The organism is Leptotrichia sp. HSP-342, assembly GCF_041199995.1.
GTDB lineage: Bacteria > Fusobacteriota > Fusobacteriia > Fusobacteriales > Leptotrichiaceae > Leptotrichia > Leptotrichia mesophila.
In genome coordinates this window covers 344,293-360,821 of record NZ_CP165646.1, presented here as the reverse complement: position 1 = coordinate 360,821, position 16,529 = coordinate 344,293, and the positions used below count along the sequence as shown (strand labels likewise).

Genomic DNA, 16,529 nt, shown 5'->3' with positions numbered 1-16,529 from the left:
GTTACTTCTGTTTTATTTGATAAGATAGTTCTGTTTTGAATGGGTTTTACTATAAAATAAAGGGAGAAAACGTTTTCTGTTCTCTCCCTTCTAAAAATATCTTTATTTACAAAACTTAAAATTCTATTTCTAAAAAATTACCTTAAATCTTGGATTTAAATTTATATCATTCCATGCATACTTAAATCCAAAATAACTTTTCTTAACTCCTGTTACTATTTAATTTATTAGTATCAAGAATATCTCTAAAACATCTTTTCAGCTATCTCTATATTTTTCACAAAATACACCTTTCCATCTTCTTTATATTCCAAAAGCATTGGATAAATTTTCACTCCATTTTTTATCGCTTCATAAAAAGTTTCTGAAAAGTCCCTGTCAATAATATGTTCAGGTGCAAAAATTTCTGATTTTCTAAAAATTAAAATAAAAACAGCTGTTCTAAATCCCTCTTTTTTAAGTTCTATCAGTTCCTTCAGATGTTTTAAGGCACGCGCGGAAGGAGAGCCAGGAAATTGAGCAGTTTTTCCATTTACCAAAGTACAGCCTTTTACCTCAACATAAATTTTATCTTTTTCAGTTTCCAGGTAAAAATCGAGTTTACTATTATTATGCTTAATTTCAGGCTTTATATACAAAGGCTTTCCAAATGGGGAAATTTGTGCATTGTTAAATATAGATTCTGTAATGTAGCGATGAAAAGCTGTATTAATAAGTATAATTTCTCCATGAACCTTTACTGCGATTACATCCCATCTAGTTTTTCGATTCTCATTATTAGCCTTTTTTATAAGCAATTCAGCCCCATCAATCAATAATTCCGTCAGTCTGCCCGTATCATGCAAATGTGCAAATTCTTCCCCAGAATAATCTTCATTTTTACAGTTGCTTTTAAATTCAAATCTGACTGTAAATCGAGTAACCCTTTCTTTGAAATTTACGATTTTATCGTAATTTATTGTATAAAGAATTTTATTTTTTTTCATTTGTCTTTCCTCTTTAAGTAGTTATGATTTTAGAATATCATATTTAAAATAAATAAACAAGAAAATTTTATGACTATTAATAAAGTAAAAAATATGTGATATAATAAATGATAATTTAAAAAATAGGTTTAATAAAAAGAAAGGAAAATATTATGTTTGCAGATATTATTAAAGTATTTATTTTAAGCCTTGTGGAAGGGCTTACAGAATTTATACCTGTCAGCAGTACAGGGCATATGATTATTGTAGATCAGTTTTTGCAGCTTTCACAAAATGAGGAGTTTGCCAACGCATTCAAGATAATTATACAGTTAGGGGCCATTTTATCCGTAGTTGTGTATTATTGGAAAAGAATTTTTCCATTTGCAAAAGGGCTTAGCAAGAGTCAAAGAGCAGATATTATTCAAATGTGGATAAAAATAGTAATTGCAGTGCTTCCTGCAGTTGTGCTAGGACTTCTTTTTGATGATATTATTGACAAAGTACTGTTTAATTCGGTAGTTGTGGCAATAATGCTTGTTATTTATGGAGTTATACTTATTTGGCTTGAGTCAAGAGAGAAAAAGGAAGGCGGAATTGCTTCAATTACTCAGATGTCAGTAAAAACTGCAATTGGAGTAGGGCTGTTTCAATGTCTTGCGATGATTCCTGGAACTTCGAGATCGGCTGCTACAATTATTGGTGGAGTTTTGCTTGGATTAAATAGAGTTTTAGCAACGGAATTTTCATTTTTTCTGGCAATTCCGACAATGCTTGGGGCGACACTTTTAAAACTAGTGAAACTTGGTACAGCTTTAAGCGGATATGAATGGTTTTTAATTGCATTAGGTTTTGTGCTGTCGTTTGTATTTGCGTATGCTGTGATAAAAGTATTTATGAATTACATTAAAAAGCATGATTTCAAGATATTTGGATATTATCGGATTGTTCTTGGGATAGTTGTGCTGTTATTATACTTTATGGGAGCTATAAAATAGATGATAAGAGCGAATATTGAGATTAATCAGAATAAACTTGAGGAATTTATACGTGTGCTTTTACCTGAGCATTATGATGTTCTTTCGGAAAATAGTGAAAATGATGTGGAAATTAGTGTTAATTTTAGAAAAAATCAAGATGTGGAAAACTTTGACAATGATTGTGGAAAACTAAAAGATTCAGAAAGTGATAACACAGAAATAATTACTGTAAATACAGTATTAATTGATAATAAAAATGGGAAAATTTTAAAAGAAGTAACATTTTCACATAAGAAAGTCAATGAAGAATATTTTGATCAGGCAGAAGTTATGGCAAAAAGTTCCTTGATGAGACTTTTTGATAAAAAAAATGAATATAAATGGGGTATTTTAATAGGAGTACGTCCTACAAAGATTGTAGGGCGTTTTTTAAAGATGGGGTTATCTTATAATGAAATTAACGAAATATTGGAAAAAATATATCTTGTAAGCAATGAAAAAAGAAATCTTCTGCTAGACATTGTAAAACGTCAAGAGCCATATCTGGACAAAGAAACAATTGGAATTTATATCGGAATCGCCTTTTGTCCTACAAAATGTTCATATTGTTCATTCCCAGCCTATCTGCTACGTGGAAAATATGCAGAGCGATATGATGAATACATAGAGTCAATTTACCACGAAATCCGTGAAATCGGACAATTAACGCAGGAACTTGATTTAAAAATCAACACAATTTATATCGGTGGAGGAACACCTTCAATCTTGACAGCAGAAGAAATTGACAAATTACTAAAAACAGTAAAAGAAAACTATAATTTAGATTATTTAAAGGAATTTACATTTGAAGCTGGAAGGATTGATACGCTGGATCAGGAAAAATTAGCTATTATCAAAAGCTATGGAATAAATAAAATTAGTATAAATCCGCAGTCTTTTAATGAAAAAACTTTAAAACTTGTAAATCGTTATCACGACAGGGAACAGTTTGATAATGTCTATAAACTTGCTAAAAATCTTGGATTAGAAATAAATATGGACTTGATTTTAGGCTTGCCACGTGAAACTACAGAAGATATTTTGTACACAATGGACGAAATTTCCAAATACGATATGGAAAATCTGACAATTCACAATTTGGCAATAAAAAATGCCAGCCGTCTTAACAAAGAAAATTATGCTCATGAAGACATACTGGATTATGAAAAAATTTATAAGAAAATTGAAAATGTAACTCAAAATAAGGGCCTTTTTCCATATTATATGTATCGCCAGAAAAATAGCTTTCAATGGGGAGAAAATCTAGGATATTCACTAAATGGAGGCGAGTCGATTTACAATATAGAAATGATTGAGGAAAATAAGACAATTATTGGAATTGGAGCGGGAGCAATTACAAAACTTATCTGGTTTGATGAAGAAAAAAATCGAGATAATATAAAAAGGCTTGTAAATCCTAAAGATCCGCTGGTGTGGATGAATGAGCTGGAAGATCGGCTGGAACAGAAAAAATCTGAAATTAAGACATTGTTTAATAAATAATTTTAATAAGGAGATAGCTACGAAAGTTTTTCTCCTTTTTTCTTCAAAATAAAATTGAAAAAATAAAAAACAGAGAATGAACTGCTCCCTGTTTCTAATATTTTTAAATTATAAGTTGTATTTTTTCTTAAATTTATCAACTCTTCCAGTTTCATCAACAAATTTAGATTTTCCAGTGTAGAATGGGTGAGAAGTTGAACTTGTTGCAACTTTTATTACTGGATATTCTTGTCCTTCGAAAGTTGTTGTTTCTTTAGAAGTTTTTGTGGATTTTCCTAAGAATTTTTCTCCGTTACTTGTATCTTCAAACACTACGAATCCGTATGATGGATGTAAATCTTTCTTCATGATATTTATGCTCCTTTCTATTTATAACTATAAACTATAATTATTTTCAATATTTCATATAATAATATCATATTTTTCTTTAATTTTCAAGTGTCTTGGATTGGAATTTTTAATAGCCGCTTTTTTATTCCATAAATATTTTTCATTTTATAAAAAAATCTTCTTTTTTAATAATCCTCTGATTACTACTCCCCCTAAATTTTATATTTGGATCATAAAGTTCTTTTACAAATCGTCCATCAACTAGTACATCTACATATTTAAGGCATTTTTTTCGTAATTCATCCTCACGTAACTGTTCGATTGTATAGCCCGTGTAAAGCCATATATTTTTCCCTGTCTTTACCTTTAGAAATTTTAGTACCTTTAACATATCTGTGGGATTAAAAAGAGGATCGCCACCACTTATTGTGATTCCATCAAGCAAGGTATTCTCATTTATTTCCTTAGCAATTTCTTCTAATTTTTCATATGTGAGTACATTTCCATGATTGGGGTTCCATGAATATTCGTTGTGGCAGCCAGGACAGGCGTGTGAGCAACCTGCAAAATAAAGTGAATAACGAAGACCGATACCATCAACAATGGTTTCCTTGTAAGTCATTAAAAGCCTTAATGTAAAATCATTTTTTAAATTTTCTGAATTTTTTTCTTTTATTTCTTGTTCTTCGTTCACTTTAAATTACCTCACTTATTGCCTTATTTTACGCCGTGTTTTACCCTATCCTGTTCTTCAGCCTGTTTTGCACTGTTCCAGCTGTCCAAGTCTCCTGTCAAGTAACCTGTTATTCTTCTAATTCTAGAAATATTGTGACTTCCGCAAATTGGACATTTATCATAAATTATCGCTTCTGTTCCACAATCTCTACATCTGTCAACAGGGTGATTTATTGAACCATAGCCAATTCCTGTATCTTTCATTACTTTTACAATTTTTAGCATAACACCTATATTCTTACGAGCTTCTCCATCCAGTTCAACATAAGTGATATGCCCTCCTCTTGTTAGTTTATGAAACGGTGCTTCTTTTCTAATTTTGTCAAAAAGACTGATTTCTTTTTTTACGTCAATATGGAATGAATTTACGTAATAATCTCTGTCTGTAACATTTTTAATTATTCCAAACTCATTTCTATCGATACGCAAAAATCTTCCTGCCAGACTTTCAGCTGGAGTTGCCAGAATCGAATAGTTTAAATGGTATTTATCTCTAAATTCATCTGCGATTACGCCCATTTTCTCAATTGTGTCATAAAGCACTTTATAGGCAACTTCGCTTGTTCCGTGTTCTACATCAAATAAGGCGTACATTGCGTTTGCTCCACCAACAAATCCTATCGAAAGTGAACCTGAATTTATGGCTTCTCCTACTTCTTCATTTCCATCCTTTACTCCAAGCCCTTTCCACAAATTATTGCTTCTCATAAATGGAAATTGCTTTGCAAGAGCAGTTTTTTGGAAATTGTAACGCTCATAAAGCTGTTCTCCAGCTAGATATGTTGTTTCTAGGACTTTTTTCTGAAATTCTTCTGTTAGAAGTTTGATTTTTTTATTATTTTTTTCTTTTTCATTTAAAAATTTACCAGCTTTTTCCATTTCTAAAATTTCTTTTTCTACTTTTTTTCTTGTCAATATTGCAATTCTAGGGAAATTAATGCTTGTAAATGATAGATTTCCACGTCCAAGACTGCCTTTTTCCCCATTAATATTCTCAAATACTCGTGTACGGCAGCCCATTGTAGCAATTTCGTATTTATATTTTTTCGGATCATCCATTTTCCATTTTTCGTGTTTATTAAATTCTGAATCTAAAAAAACAAAATTTGGAAATAGTCTTCTGCTTGAAGTTTCGCAGGATAGCAGTAGTAAATCAAAATTTGGTGTTTCAAAAATATTTTTTTTATTTTCTGAATTATTTTCATAAGAAATTTTTTGTTTTTTCACAGTTTCTAAAATTCCATCAAAATCGCTTCTAGCTAGATTGTAGTCATTTTCAGAATAATTAAGACCTTCTTTCACTTTAAAAATTTGTATTGGGAAAATTGGTGTTTCATGTTTACCAAGTCCGTTTGATGTCGCTTTTAGAAGTTCACGGATAACCATTCTTCCTTCTTCTGAAGTATCTGTTCCATAATTTATTGAAGAAAAAACAACTTGATTTCCACCACGTGAGTGCATCGTGTTCAGATTGTGCAAAAATCCTTCCATTGCTTGATAAGTTTCATTTTCAGTGTCTTCATAAGCTTCTGTCAAAAGTTTAATTAAATCATCTTTTTTTATTTCAAAAAAATTTTCCATTAATTTTATTTCATTTTCAGAGCAGTTTATTGAAGAAACATTTGCTTTTAGAAAATTATACGTATTTTCTTTCTGCTCCTTTGTAATTTCAATTTCATTTTTTATTTTTATAAAACTTAAAATTCTTTTTTTTAAGTGCTTTCTAAATGATTTTAATACTCCTTTTGCCATATAAAAATCAAATGCTGGAATAGCCTGTCCGCCATGCTGCTCATTCTGATTTGTCTGAAAAATAATGGTTGCAAGCGTAGCATAAGTAGAAATGCTCTGTGCTTCACGAATGTATCCATGTTTTGTATAAAATCCTTTTTCAAACATATCTTCAAGGTCATACTGCAGGCAAGTTGTGGTCTTGCTGGAATAAAAGTCTAAATCATGAATATGGATAAGGCCTTTTTCATGAGCGTCTTTGAATCGTGGTGAAATCAAATTTTCCAAAGCGTAAATTTTAGAAACTTCACTTGCAAATTTCATCATTTGTCCAGCTGGTGTCATTGCTGACATATTGGCATTTTCATTATTCGTATCATTAGATTCGACATTCACTATTCCTGCTATTATATTTTTTAAATTCTCTGTTAATTGTGCTTGCATTTCCATTCCTCCCTATTTTTTCTAACAAAATTAAAGTAAAATATTTTAGAATTGAACAAAAGGTTTGATTTTTTCACATAGATTGCAATATTAATTGTGATATTTTTCAAAATTTATTTAAAAACTTAAATTTTCTGAATTTAATTTTTTAGATTCAATTTTAAAATTTTTTTCTTATTTTTCTAAATTCCAATTAACCTTCCCCATGAATTGTAATAACTCTTATTTAAAAGATAAAACACTATATATAGTTTTTGTAATACAATGATAACACAATATTTTGTGTTTTTCAAGTTTCATAAAAAAAATATATAATTCCATAAACTAGCTTTTTTTATAAATTTTTCCTTTTCATCCCTCTCGTTTTAGATAAAAAAAATTTATTTATTTTCCTTAATCATATATTACATAGATTATTTATTCTCTCTTCAATTTAAAATTTATTTATTTCAAAAAATAAAAAAAAGCTTTCATTGACTTTTTATATTACAAGTGTTATAATACTATATATAAATAAAAAATGGAGGTTTTACTTATGAAACAAAATGCTTTAATTAACAATATCATTAAAATCGAAACAAAAGAAAAAGAAATTTTAAAAAATGTTCTTTTAGTATTTGGTGGAACTGTATTTTTATCTATACTGGCACAAATCTTAATTCCATTAAAGCCTGTACCAATTACTCTTGGATCATTTGCAGTTACATTAATGGGACTGTTATACGGTAGAAAATTAGCAACAGCAACTATTCTTTCATATGTAGTGGCTGGTACAGCTGGAATCCCTGTTTTTGCTAACTTTAAGACAGGCGTACTATTTTCACCAAGTGGCGGATATATTTTTGGATATATTGTTGCTGCAATATTTCTAGGGTATTTGGCTGATAAAGGATTTACAAAATCTTATGCAAAAACAATTTTAGCATTAATAATTGCCAATGTAATTATTTATACATTAGGAGTATTGCAATTATCGTTATTTGTACCTAACAAAGACGTATTTAAATTAGGGGTTTATCCTTTCTTAATAGGAGATACTCTAAAAATGTTGGTAGTTGCCTCTTTAGTTCCAACATTATGGAAATTCGTTCCTAAAAATGATAAATAATAAAATTTTAAATATTATAAATTCCCATTTTTATGAAAAATCTAGATGGGGATTTTTTTTATGTAACTAAAATCACGCTATAATTCTAAAAAAATGTTGTACAATAAAAATGGAGAAAAAATTAAATTTGAAATTGATTTAGGAAGTTATATATGAAACTGAGTAATTCTATTTGCTTGGTCAGCTATGTCTTCTCTATCTTTCATTAAGTGCACTTTAACATCAGTTAAATCTGTATTACAAAGTGTACTTTTTTATTTACCAAATTTTAAAAATTTTTTGAGTAAAACAATTATGATTTTTAAATCAATCTTACTAATTCTTTAAAAGTTTTATTAATTGGTATTGACAATTTAATTATATGGTGGTAATATAATATCATTAGGTTTACCTAATTTTATCATTAGGTTAAACTAAATATAAAGAAAGGAGTTGAAATGAGTAAAAGTATTGAAGATTATTTAAAAGGGATATACACTTTGAAAAAGAAAAAAGAATACTCCAACAAAAACCTTGCAGAATATTTAAATATATCTCCAGCATCAGTTAGCGAAATGATAAAAAAGCTAGTAAATGAAGGCTATTTAATCATTGAAAAAAAGAAAGTGAAGCTTACTGAAAAAGGAAATAATTTTGCATTAGATATTATTCGTAAACATAGAGTTTGGGAAGTTTTTCTATTTGAAAAACTGGGATACGATAAGGAAGAAGTTCATAAAGAGGCTGAAATTCTCGAACATGTAACAAGCAATAGACTTCTACAAAAATTGGAAAAATTTTTATTTTATCCGAAAGAATGTCCGCATGGAAGTCCAATTTTTTATGACCTGGAAAATTTTGATGAAGCAAATGTCATAAGATTGTCGGAGGTTGAAGAAGATGATGAAATTGTTATATTAAGTGTAGAGGATAATATCGACTTATATGACTATCTGCGGGATTTGAACATAAATTTAAAAGAACAGTATATAGTCGAAAAAAAAGACCCTTTTGATGGTCCAATATATTTGAAAAGCGAAGAAAATAATAAAAAAATAGTGGCTTTTAATGCAGCAGCAATGATTGAAGTTTATAAAAAAAATAAAGACTTGGAGGAGATTGACTATGAGTAAAAACAATATTCTTAAAAAATTAAATTTATTAATTGCAATATGTGTGGTAATGATGCTACTTGTATCCTGTGGAAAAGATGGCGCTTCATCAAGAAAAAAAATAAAAGTTACAACAACAACGACAATGCTTTCTGACCTTGTAAGAACAATCGGTGGAGATAAAGTCGAAGTTACTGGTCTCATGGGAGAAGGAGTAGATCCACATTTATACAGTGCTAGTGCAGGAGATATTGAAAAACTTGGAAATGCAGATATTATAGTGTATGGTGGATTACATCTGGAAGGTAAAATGACAGAAATTTTTGAAAAATTAACTTCTCAAAATAAAAATATATTAAATGTTGGGGACAAACTGGATAAAAGTAAAATTCATCTAGTTGACCAAAATACTCCTGACCCGCATGTATGGTTCAATACAGAATTATGGGAAAAGGAAGCTGAAGCTGTAGAAGCTGAATTAAGTAAATTTGACCCTAAAAATAGCGACTACTACAAAGAAAACCTAAAAAAATATAAAGCTGAACTAAATGAACTTACAACTTATGTAAAAACAAGAATCAAGGAAATTCCTGAAAAAAGCAGAGTCCTTGTAACAGCTCACGATGCATTTAACTACTTTGGAGAACAATTTGGACTAGAAGTAAAAGCAATACAAGGGGTTTCTACAGATTCTGAAACTGGTACAAAAAACATAAGCGACTTAGCTAATTTCATTGTTCAAAGAAATATAAAAGCAATATTTGTAGAATCTTCTGTTCCGAAAAAAAGTATAGAAGCTCTGCAGGAAGCTGTAAAAGCTAGAGGAAAAGAAGTTAAAATAGGTGGAGAATTGTATTCAGACTCATTAGGAGACGAAGCACACAACTCTGAAACTTATATTAAAACAGTTAAAGCAAACGCCGATACCATCGTAAATGCTTTAAAATAAAAATTAAACTCGCTTTTCTCAGACCATAATTTTTATTTTCAAAAATCAAGATATTTTTGATTTAATTACAATAATTAATTTAATAAAAATAAATATTAAGCAAAATTTCGTTAAAGAAAAAAGAACTGTTTGAGCTTTTGAAAAATATTTTAAATAAAATTAATTTATTTGATATAAAAATAACCTATATTCAAAAGCGAGTTTTCTTTTTTCTTTATAAGAAAGTTTTGCGTAAGCGGGAGTGCAGAGGTATGGCGTCTGATACCTCTGCGTTAAAAAAATTAATATAAATAGAATTTAGGAGAAAAAATGAATCAAAATGTTTCTGATGATATTATTATAAAAGTTGAAGATTTGACAATAGCCTACGAGGATAAACCTGTTTTATGGGATATTGAACTGGGAATAAAAAAAGGAATTCTTATGGCTATTGTTGGCCCAAATGGAGCGGGAAAATCTACATTGATTAAGGCTATGCTTGATTTGATAAAGCCTATTACTGGAGAGGTTAGGTTTTATAACGAAAAATACAGCAAAGTGCGTGATAAAATAGCGTATGTGCCTCAAAGAGGTAGTGTTGACTGGGATTTTCCTACTACTGTGTTTGATGTTGTAGAAATGGGGCGTTATGGGAAAGTTGGATGGTTAAAGAAAGTTAGAAAAATTGATAAGGAAAAGACTAAGGAAGCTATTCATAAAGTCGAAATGGATGAGTTTTCAGATAGACAGATAAGCCAGTTATCTGGTGGACAGCAGCAAAGGGTATTTCTAGCACGGGCATTGGTACAGGATGCAGAAATATACTTTATGGATGAACCATTTCAAGGAGTTGATAGCAAAACCGAAAAATCTATTATAAATATTTTAAAAAAATTACGTGATGAAAAAAAGACAGTGATTGTTGTTCACCACGATTTACAGACAGTAAAGGATTATTTTGACTATGTAACATTTATAAATGTTTCTGTTGTAGCTTCCGGACCTGTAGAAGAAATTTTTACTCCAGAAAACATTGAAAAAACATATAAAAGTAAAAAAACAGTTCAAAATAGTGTAAAGGAGGGTTAATAAATGAATATGTTAAATCTTCTTATAACTGACCATACCTTTAGAACAGTTGCACTTGGATGTTCGTTACTTGGAATAGTTTCTGGAATACTTGGATGTTTTGCCGTTTTACGAAAGCAAAGTTTATTGGGAGATGCAGTTTCCCATGCTTCACTTCCTGGAGTTTGTTTGGCCTTTTTATTTACAAACGTGAAAAATACAGAAGTTTTGCTACTAGGTGCTTTAATAACAGGAATTGTATGTATTGGTTTGATTCAACTGATTCAAAATTATACAAAAATAAAATTTGATAGTGCTTTGGCATTGATTTTATCGGTATTTTTTGGATTAGGGTTAGTTTTGCTTTCTTATCTGAATAAATTGCCAGGTGCAAATAAATCGGGATTAAATAAATTTATTTTTGGGCAAGCATCGACATTTATTAAAAGAGATGTAAATATTATTCTCATTACAGGGATTGTTCTTCTAATTATAATTATTCTTTTCTGGAAGGAATTTAAAATTGTTTCATTTGACTCTGATTTTGCTAAAACATTAGGATTTCCAAGCAAGAAAATCGAAATATTAATTTCCATATTGATTGTAACTACTGTAATAATAGGTATTCAGGCGGCAGGAGTAATATTAATAAGTGCAATGCTTATTTCTCCAGCAGTTGCAGCACGGCAATGGACAGACAAACTTTCAATTATGGTAATTTTGGCAGCATTTTTTGGAGGAATATCAGGTCTGCTTGGAACTTTGATAAGTATAAGTGAAAGTAATTTGCCAACTGGACCTGTTATCGTTATAATTATAAGTATAATCGTAGTTATTAGCATTCTTTTCTCAAACAAAAGAGGGATTGTATTTAAAATTATAAGAAATCAGAAAAGAAAAAAAGAATTTAGAGAAAAACTTGAAAGTAAAAAAACTGAATTAAATAATTTAAAAATAAATAACTTGGAAAGGGGGAAATAAATTATGGGTTTTTCGCTGGAAATACAGCTTATCGCAATAATGGTGGCAAGTGCCTGCTCTATTTTAGGAACATTTCTGGTTTTAAAAAGTATGGCAATGGTTTCAGATGCGATTACGCACACTATCTTACTTGGAATTGTAGTGGCATTTTTTGCAGTTCATGATTTGAACTCCCCTTTGTTAATTGTTGGTGCGGGAATAGTTGGCGTTTTAACAGTTTACCTTGTGGAACTTCTTAATTCGACAAGACTTGTTAAGGAGGATTCAGCAATTGGGGTAGTTTTTCCGCTGTTATTCAGTATCGCTGTAATTTTAATTTCAAAATATGCTGGAAATGTGCATTTGGATGTTGATTCGGTATTGTTGGGAGAACTGGCATTTGCTCCATTTAATAGGGTAGAAATATTTGGTTTTAGTGTTGCTAAAGGATTGGTTACGACTTTTGTAATATTTTTAATAAATTTATCTTTTGTTATTATTTTTTTCAAGGAATTAAAAATTTCGGTATTTGATAAGGCTCTTGCAATAACGCTTGGAATGAAGCCGATATTAATTCACTATATGCTGATGTCGCTTGTGTCAATGACAGCAGTATCCTCATTTGAGGCAGTAGGTTCAATACTGGTAGTTGCATTTATGATAGGACCTCCAATTACAGCATATTTATTGACTGACAAGCTAAAAGTAATGATTGGGTTAAGTATTCTTCTAGGAGCAATTGCAAGTATTATAGGATTCCATTTTGCACGATTCTTTGATATTTCAATCGCTGGAAGCATTGCAGTAATGATAGGTATCATTTTTCTAATAACCTTGATTTTCTCGCCTAAAAAAGGGCTAATTTTCACAATAAGACGTAAAAAAAGCCAAAAAATGACTTTTTCTGTAAGAATACTTCTAATTCATCTATCCAATCATACTAACACAAAACAGGAAAAAGATGAATGCGGAATTGACACTATTGATAATCACTTACGTTGGAATAAAGTCTTCTTGAATAAAGTTATTGAAAAAGCTAAAAAGGAAAAATATATTTATGTTGATGGTACAGTTTATAAACTTTCTGAAAAAGGAGAAAAATATTTACAGTTAAATAATAAATAATAATTAATTATCAGTCTTTATATTAAGGCTGATTTTTTTATTTAGAAGCATACAAAGGATTAGCCTTTCTAACTTTATCACCATAAATTTGCTTTAAACTCAAAAAAGCATTTTTAATATCTTCCAGAATATCAATGTGAGCTATATAGCTTGTTCCATTAGGCCCATATCCATTTTCATCATCCGTGAGCTTCGGAATTTCACCCATTAGCAAAGTTATATATCTGTCAATGTCCCACATTCCAAATATATCATTTTCAAAGCATAATTTTTCATAGCATTTGCCAAAATAGAACCGCCAAAAAGTACCATGATATTCGCTTTTTCAACCTCATATTTTTTTATCAGTTCAAAAGCTGTTAATTCATCAATATCTCTCTTTCCACAAAAATTTCCTAATACATTGATACAATTTGCAATCTCATATTTGCTAATTTTCTTATCCATTACAATTTTACCCTGCCTTTTCATCAGTTTGTTTCTATCAAATTTTTTAACTTTTCTTTTGCCTCTTCTACAATGTATAACTTATTCCCGTTTTCAATAACTTCTTCGTATAATTTTCTTGCTTCTTCTATCTCTCTTGCTTTTGACTTATAGTTTGCCAATAAATGCTTAATTACCAAAACCTGACGTTTAACACTTAGCTTTTTTAATGTTTCTGATAAAATTTCTATCATTTTTGTGCTATCATTTTCATAAAATAAAATTCCATTTAAAAATTCAATCATAGCATTTGTTTCATCAATTCCTTTTTTAGTTTTAAATTTCTCCATCATTTTTAAAACTTTTTCTTTGTAAATCACTATTGCCTCTTCTTTTCTTTCGAGTCCATGCAATAACAGCGCTTCGTTATAGTAATACAGGATTTTATCCTGTTCCCTGAATAATGATTTTTTGGATAAATCTATATCCTTTAAATTTTGATACGCTTCCTTTACTTTTCCCAATGAAGAATATCCCGCACAAAGATTCAGTTTCATATAATTTCTATATCGCTTATTTTTATTTCTGTCGTATTCATTTTGCGTAATTTCTATAAATTTTTCAGGATCAAGTTCTTCATTTAATATATTCATATATTTTTGATAAAAGTACATATACATTCTTTTATCTATTTTCAGAAATTCAAACACCAAGATTAACGAAATAATCAATATATAATTAAAAATTGAGTGTTGCATTCGTAACCACAAAACGAATATAATTAGTAATACAAATATCGTAACAGAAAAATTTATTAATATATATTTTTTTCTTATTGTCATTTTTCTCCTTTCACAAAAAACTGAAATCAAACTTATAACTTTTAAATCAACTCCGTCTTTATTTTAAGAAAGATTCAGATTTTTTATTTCTCATTCTTTAGTAATTATTTTTTCTCAGAAAACATGAAATCAAATTCATAATTCATATCCGTCATTTTCCCATCCTTTATTTCTTCATAAATACTTTGTAATGAAATTTTGTAATTTATATTTCCTGCTGTTCCGATGTATTCAAAGTCTTTTTGAGGAACTTTGTATTCTTCATCTTGACTTCCTAGATTTTCGAATTTCAAAGTTTTTAATTTTGCTGAGACTTGCTTTATTATGTCTTCATAATTAAATTTCGCAAGTTCTGTACCATTTTTAGCACTTATTGTTATTATTTTATTTAGAATGACAACTTTGTATTTATCAGATTCATTTGTCTGAGTAGATGGTTCTCCCCAATCTTTTCGGTAATGAATGACATTATCATAGCCATTTGTTTCCAAAATAGCTGAAGTATTTTCATTTGTCTTTAAGTTATATGTAATTACTTTTCTTTCATCATAACTTTCTCTGTCATCATCATCTTCAATACCATAGGAATAATACTCTCTCCAAGAATCTTTAATTCCCAAATCCTTTTCCAAATCATGAGAAGTTTGATAGATTTTTCCAGCAGAATTTTTTAATCCAAGATTTTTAACCGATGAGCCTTGTCTAGCAGATATATAGTCAATCGCTGTATAAAGTTCATTTCCTTGCTTATTACTCAAGTTTTGTGTAATTTTGGAAACTTTTCCATCTTTTAAAGCTCCATATTTTACAAGCATTCTCTTCAATCTTTGACTTTGACTGTAAATACTCACTTTTTCTGCACTAAATGGAGTATAAACAGCAATTATTAAACAAATAATCAAACTTATAAAAACTCCTGTCACTTTTGATTTTATTATGTATAAAATCATGCAGAAAAATAGCCAGAATATAAGAAGAAGCACATAATATCGGTTCTCTGTAATTCCATACTGGTAAATTCTTTGAAAAATTGCAAACAGTGAAGCAAAAATTAAAGGTATAGAAAAATATGGAAAATATTTTTTAAAATTACCTAAGAATTTGTCATTTTTAGCAAGCGGAGTTATCAAAATGATAACAATAAGGCTAAACGCTGTGTACCAAAGGACAAGATGCGAAATTAGCCCCTTTGGTAATTTCATAGATATAACTACAGTTGCAAGATAAACATATAAAATCCCAGTATAAATAATAATTAGCGGAGTAATTACAAATTTTATAAGCATTTTTAAAATATACGGAAAATCATAACTTTCCAAATTATCACTAGGCTTTTTCAACAATGATAAGAAAAGCGATATTCCCAAAACATCAAATATGAATACCCACGAATACATATAAAATCTTAAAACAAAGCCATAAAACATCTCAAACCCAAACAATGCAGTAATTGTCGCTAAAATTAATGAAATTCCAATATAAAGTACAGTTGCAAAAATTAATGATACAACAAAATTTACAAACACAGACTGCAAATATTTTTCCTTATTTTCATTTTTTAAAATAGGTACTAAAAGAAAAATTAATATTGAAATAGGCAATAACATCCAAAATCCGATTTCAAAATTATAAACAATAAAACAGAGAACATAAGCTCCAAATCCAATAATAACAGTTAAAACTGTATAAATAGTTCTAATTATCCATTTTTTTCTTTCTTCAAAATATTGTTCCCTAATAACTTCAAACATCCCAGTTAAAAAAATACCAAGCACAAAGCATTTATTTATCTCTATCAAGCTCGAAGAAACAACAGAAAGCTTTTCATAATTAAGATTCTCAAGTTCTGTAGCAAAAACAACTAATCCAAAAACTATTAACGTAAAGACAACCGTCACTCTAAACCTCTCAACCCCTCCCTTAAAATATCCAAATAACTTCTTAAATTTTTCTATAATTTTTCCCATTGATAAACACCTCTTATCATAATTTTTGATTTTACTATTTATTTTTATATTATAATATCACATTCTTAGTTAAAAAAAAATGAGAAAATTATTTTATTTTCTTTTTTCTCCCTCAATAAAGTTATTTTCTTAACCACTTATTTTTTAGAGTATTTTAACTAATTATTATTTTTTATTTATAATTCTAAATCTTTTTTGACGTAAGGGCATCAGACGCCATGCCCTTACAACCCCGCTTTACGCAAAACTTTCTTATATAAGAAAAATAGAACTCGCTTTTGAATATA

At 29.2% G+C, this 16,529-nt stretch carries 16 protein-coding genes; 8 read left to right on the top strand and 8 right to left on the bottom strand.

What is annotated here, in order from left to right; translation table 11 throughout:
• Nucleotides 1–245: 245 nt before the first annotated feature.
• Nucleotides 246–986 (bottom strand): DNA/RNA nuclease SfsA, encoded by a 741-nt coding sequence (gene sfsA, locus AB8B23_RS01765; protein WP_369713155.1) that lies wholly within the window; start codon nucleotides 984–986, stop codon nucleotides 246–248.
• A gap of 152 nt (nucleotides 987–1,138) precedes the next feature.
• On the opposite strand from sfsA, the gene AB8B23_RS01760 reads away from it, so the two are divergent.
• Both AB8B23_RS01760 and AB8B23_RS01755 read left to right on the top strand, forming a co-directional pair.
• Complete coding sequence (locus AB8B23_RS01760) at nucleotides 1,139–1,963, top strand: undecaprenyl-diphosphate phosphatase (RefSeq protein WP_369713154.1); 825 nt, start codon at nucleotides 1,139–1,141, stop codon at nucleotides 1,961–1,963.
• Nucleotides 1,964–3,487, top strand: a complete 1,524-nt coding sequence (locus tag AB8B23_RS01755; protein ID WP_369713153.1) for a coproporphyrinogen III oxidase — start codon at nucleotides 1,964–1,966, stop codon at nucleotides 3,485–3,487.
• A 108-nt stretch (nucleotides 3,488–3,595) separates the two neighbouring features.
• On the opposite strand, the gene AB8B23_RS01750 is transcribed toward AB8B23_RS01755, so the two are convergent.
• The 3 genes from AB8B23_RS01750 to AB8B23_RS01740 all read right to left on the bottom strand — a co-directional run bounded on the left by AB8B23_RS01750 (nucleotide 3,596) and on the right by AB8B23_RS01740 (nucleotide 6,727).
• Nucleotides 3,596–3,835 (bottom strand): type B 50S ribosomal protein L31, encoded by a 240-nt coding sequence (locus AB8B23_RS01750; RefSeq protein WP_006806019.1) that lies wholly within the window; start codon nucleotides 3,833–3,835, stop codon nucleotides 3,596–3,598.
• A gap of 142 nt (nucleotides 3,836–3,977) precedes the next feature.
• Nucleotides 3,978–4,511 (bottom strand): anaerobic ribonucleoside-triphosphate reductase activating protein, encoded by a 534-nt coding sequence (nrdG, locus tag AB8B23_RS01745; RefSeq protein WP_021745321.1) that lies wholly within the window; start codon nucleotides 4,509–4,511, stop codon nucleotides 3,978–3,980.
• Between the two features lie 23 nt (nucleotides 4,512–4,534).
• A complete protein-coding gene (locus tag AB8B23_RS01740) occupies nucleotides 4,535–6,727 on the bottom strand; it encodes an anaerobic ribonucleoside triphosphate reductase (protein WP_369713152.1) in 2,193 nt (730 codons plus the stop codon).
• A gap of 535 nt (nucleotides 6,728–7,262) precedes the next feature.
• Between AB8B23_RS01740 and AB8B23_RS01735 the strand changes: the two genes are divergently transcribed.
• The 6 genes from AB8B23_RS01735 to AB8B23_RS01710 all read left to right on the top strand — a co-directional run bounded on the left by AB8B23_RS01735 (nucleotide 7,263) and on the right by AB8B23_RS01710 (nucleotide 13,007).
• Nucleotides 7,263–7,835, top strand: a complete 573-nt coding sequence (locus AB8B23_RS01735; protein ID WP_369713151.1) for a biotin transporter BioY — start codon at nucleotides 7,263–7,265, stop codon at nucleotides 7,833–7,835.
• 437 nt (nucleotides 7,836–8,272) lie between these two features.
• Nucleotides 8,273–8,947 carry an iron dependent repressor, metal binding and dimerization domain protein gene (locus AB8B23_RS01730; protein WP_369713150.1) on the top strand — a complete coding sequence of 225 codons (675 nt, stop codon included), beginning with the start codon at nucleotides 8,273–8,275 and terminating at the stop codon, nucleotides 8,945–8,947.
• The gene (locus tag AB8B23_RS01725) at nucleotides 8,940–9,875 is read left to right on the top strand and encodes a metal ABC transporter solute-binding protein, Zn/Mn family (protein ID WP_369713149.1); all 936 of its coding nucleotides are present in this window, start codon (nucleotides 8,940–8,942) and stop codon (nucleotides 9,873–9,875) included. Before AB8B23_RS01730 ends, AB8B23_RS01725 begins: the two co-directional genes overlap by 8 nt.
• 309 nt (nucleotides 9,876–10,184) lie before the next feature.
• Nucleotides 10,185–10,943 carry a metal ABC transporter ATP-binding protein gene (locus AB8B23_RS01720; RefSeq protein ID WP_369713148.1) on the top strand — a complete coding sequence of 253 codons (759 nt, stop codon included), beginning with the start codon at nucleotides 10,185–10,187 and terminating at the stop codon, nucleotides 10,941–10,943.
• Between the two features lie 3 nt (nucleotides 10,944–10,946).
• A complete protein-coding gene (locus AB8B23_RS01715) occupies nucleotides 10,947–11,903 on the top strand; it encodes a metal ABC transporter permease (protein WP_369713147.1) in 957 nt (318 codons plus the stop codon).
• 3 nt (nucleotides 11,904–11,906) lie between these two features.
• Entirely contained in the window at nucleotides 11,907–13,007 is a 1,101-nt protein-coding gene (locus tag AB8B23_RS01710; RefSeq protein ID WP_369713145.1) for a metal ABC transporter permease, read from the top strand.
• A gap of 37 nt (nucleotides 13,008–13,044) precedes the next feature.
• Here the strand turns inward: AB8B23_RS01710 and AB8B23_RS01705 are convergent, their stop codons facing one another.
• From AB8B23_RS01705 to AB8B23_RS01690, 4 genes are all read right to left on the bottom strand, one after another.
• The gene (locus tag AB8B23_RS01705; RefSeq protein WP_369713144.1) at nucleotides 13,045–13,248 is read right to left on the bottom strand and encodes a hypothetical protein; all 204 of its coding nucleotides are present in this window, start codon (nucleotides 13,246–13,248) and stop codon (nucleotides 13,045–13,047) included.
• Entirely contained in the window at nucleotides 13,224–13,454 is a 231-nt protein-coding gene (locus tag AB8B23_RS01700; RefSeq protein WP_369713143.1) for a hypothetical protein, read from the bottom strand. Before AB8B23_RS01700 ends, AB8B23_RS01705 begins: the two co-directional genes overlap by 25 nt.
• A 23-nt stretch (nucleotides 13,455–13,477) precedes the next feature.
• Entirely contained in the window at nucleotides 13,478–14,275 is a 798-nt protein-coding gene (locus AB8B23_RS01695; protein ID WP_369713142.1) for a hypothetical protein, read from the bottom strand.
• A 104-nt stretch (nucleotides 14,276–14,379) separates the two neighbouring features.
• A complete protein-coding gene (locus tag AB8B23_RS01690; RefSeq protein ID WP_369713141.1) occupies nucleotides 14,380–16,242 on the bottom strand; it encodes a DUF4153 domain-containing protein in 1,863 nt (620 codons plus the stop codon).
• Nucleotides 16,243–16,529: the final 287 nt, after the last annotated feature.

Bases quoted from the DNA above. Each gene is read 5' to 3' on its own strand.
- AB8B23_RS01740 (WP_369713152.1), bottom strand. From the start codon at position 6,727: ATGCAAGCACAATTAACAGAGAATTTAAAAAATATAATAGCAGGAATA.
- sfsA (WP_369713155.1), bottom strand. From the start codon at position 986: ATGAAAAAAAATAAAATTCTTTATACAATAAATTACGATAAAATCGTA.
- AB8B23_RS01725 (WP_369713149.1), top strand. From the start codon at position 8,940: ATGAGTAAAAACAATATTCTTAAAAAATTAAATTTATTAATTGCAATA.
- AB8B23_RS01720 (WP_369713148.1), top strand. From the start codon at position 10,185: ATGAATCAAAATGTTTCTGATGATATTATTATAAAAGTTGAAGATTTG.
- AB8B23_RS01705 (WP_369713144.1), bottom strand. From the start codon at position 13,248: ATGTGGGACATTGACAGATATATAACTTTGCTAATGGGTGAAATTCCG.
- AB8B23_RS01730 (WP_369713150.1), top strand. From the start codon at position 8,273: ATGAGTAAAAGTATTGAAGATTATTTAAAAGGGATATACACTTTGAAA.
- AB8B23_RS01750 (WP_006806019.1), bottom strand. From the start codon at position 3,835: ATGAAGAAAGATTTACATCCATCATACGGATTCGTAGTGTTTGAAGAT.
- AB8B23_RS01760 (WP_369713154.1), top strand. From the start codon at position 1,139: ATGTTTGCAGATATTATTAAAGTATTTATTTTAAGCCTTGTGGAAGGG.
- AB8B23_RS01700 (WP_369713143.1), bottom strand. From the start codon at position 13,454: ATGGATAAGAAAATTAGCAAATATGAGATTGCAAATTGTATCAATGTA.
- AB8B23_RS01715 (WP_369713147.1), top strand. From the start codon at position 10,947: ATGAATATGTTAAATCTTCTTATAACTGACCATACCTTTAGAACAGTT.
- AB8B23_RS01710 (WP_369713145.1), top strand. From the start codon at position 11,907: ATGGGTTTTTCGCTGGAAATACAGCTTATCGCAATAATGGTGGCAAGT.
- AB8B23_RS01735 (WP_369713151.1), top strand. From the start codon at position 7,263: ATGAAACAAAATGCTTTAATTAACAATATCATTAAAATCGAAACAAAA.
- AB8B23_RS01695 (WP_369713142.1), bottom strand. From the start codon at position 14,275: ATGACAATAAGAAAAAAATATATATTAATAAATTTTTCTGTTACGATA.
- AB8B23_RS01755 (WP_369713153.1), top strand. From the start codon at position 1,964: ATGATAAGAGCGAATATTGAGATTAATCAGAATAAACTTGAGGAATTT.
- AB8B23_RS01690 (WP_369713141.1), bottom strand. From the start codon at position 16,242: ATGGGAAAAATTATAGAAAAATTTAAGAAGTTATTTGGATATTTTAAG.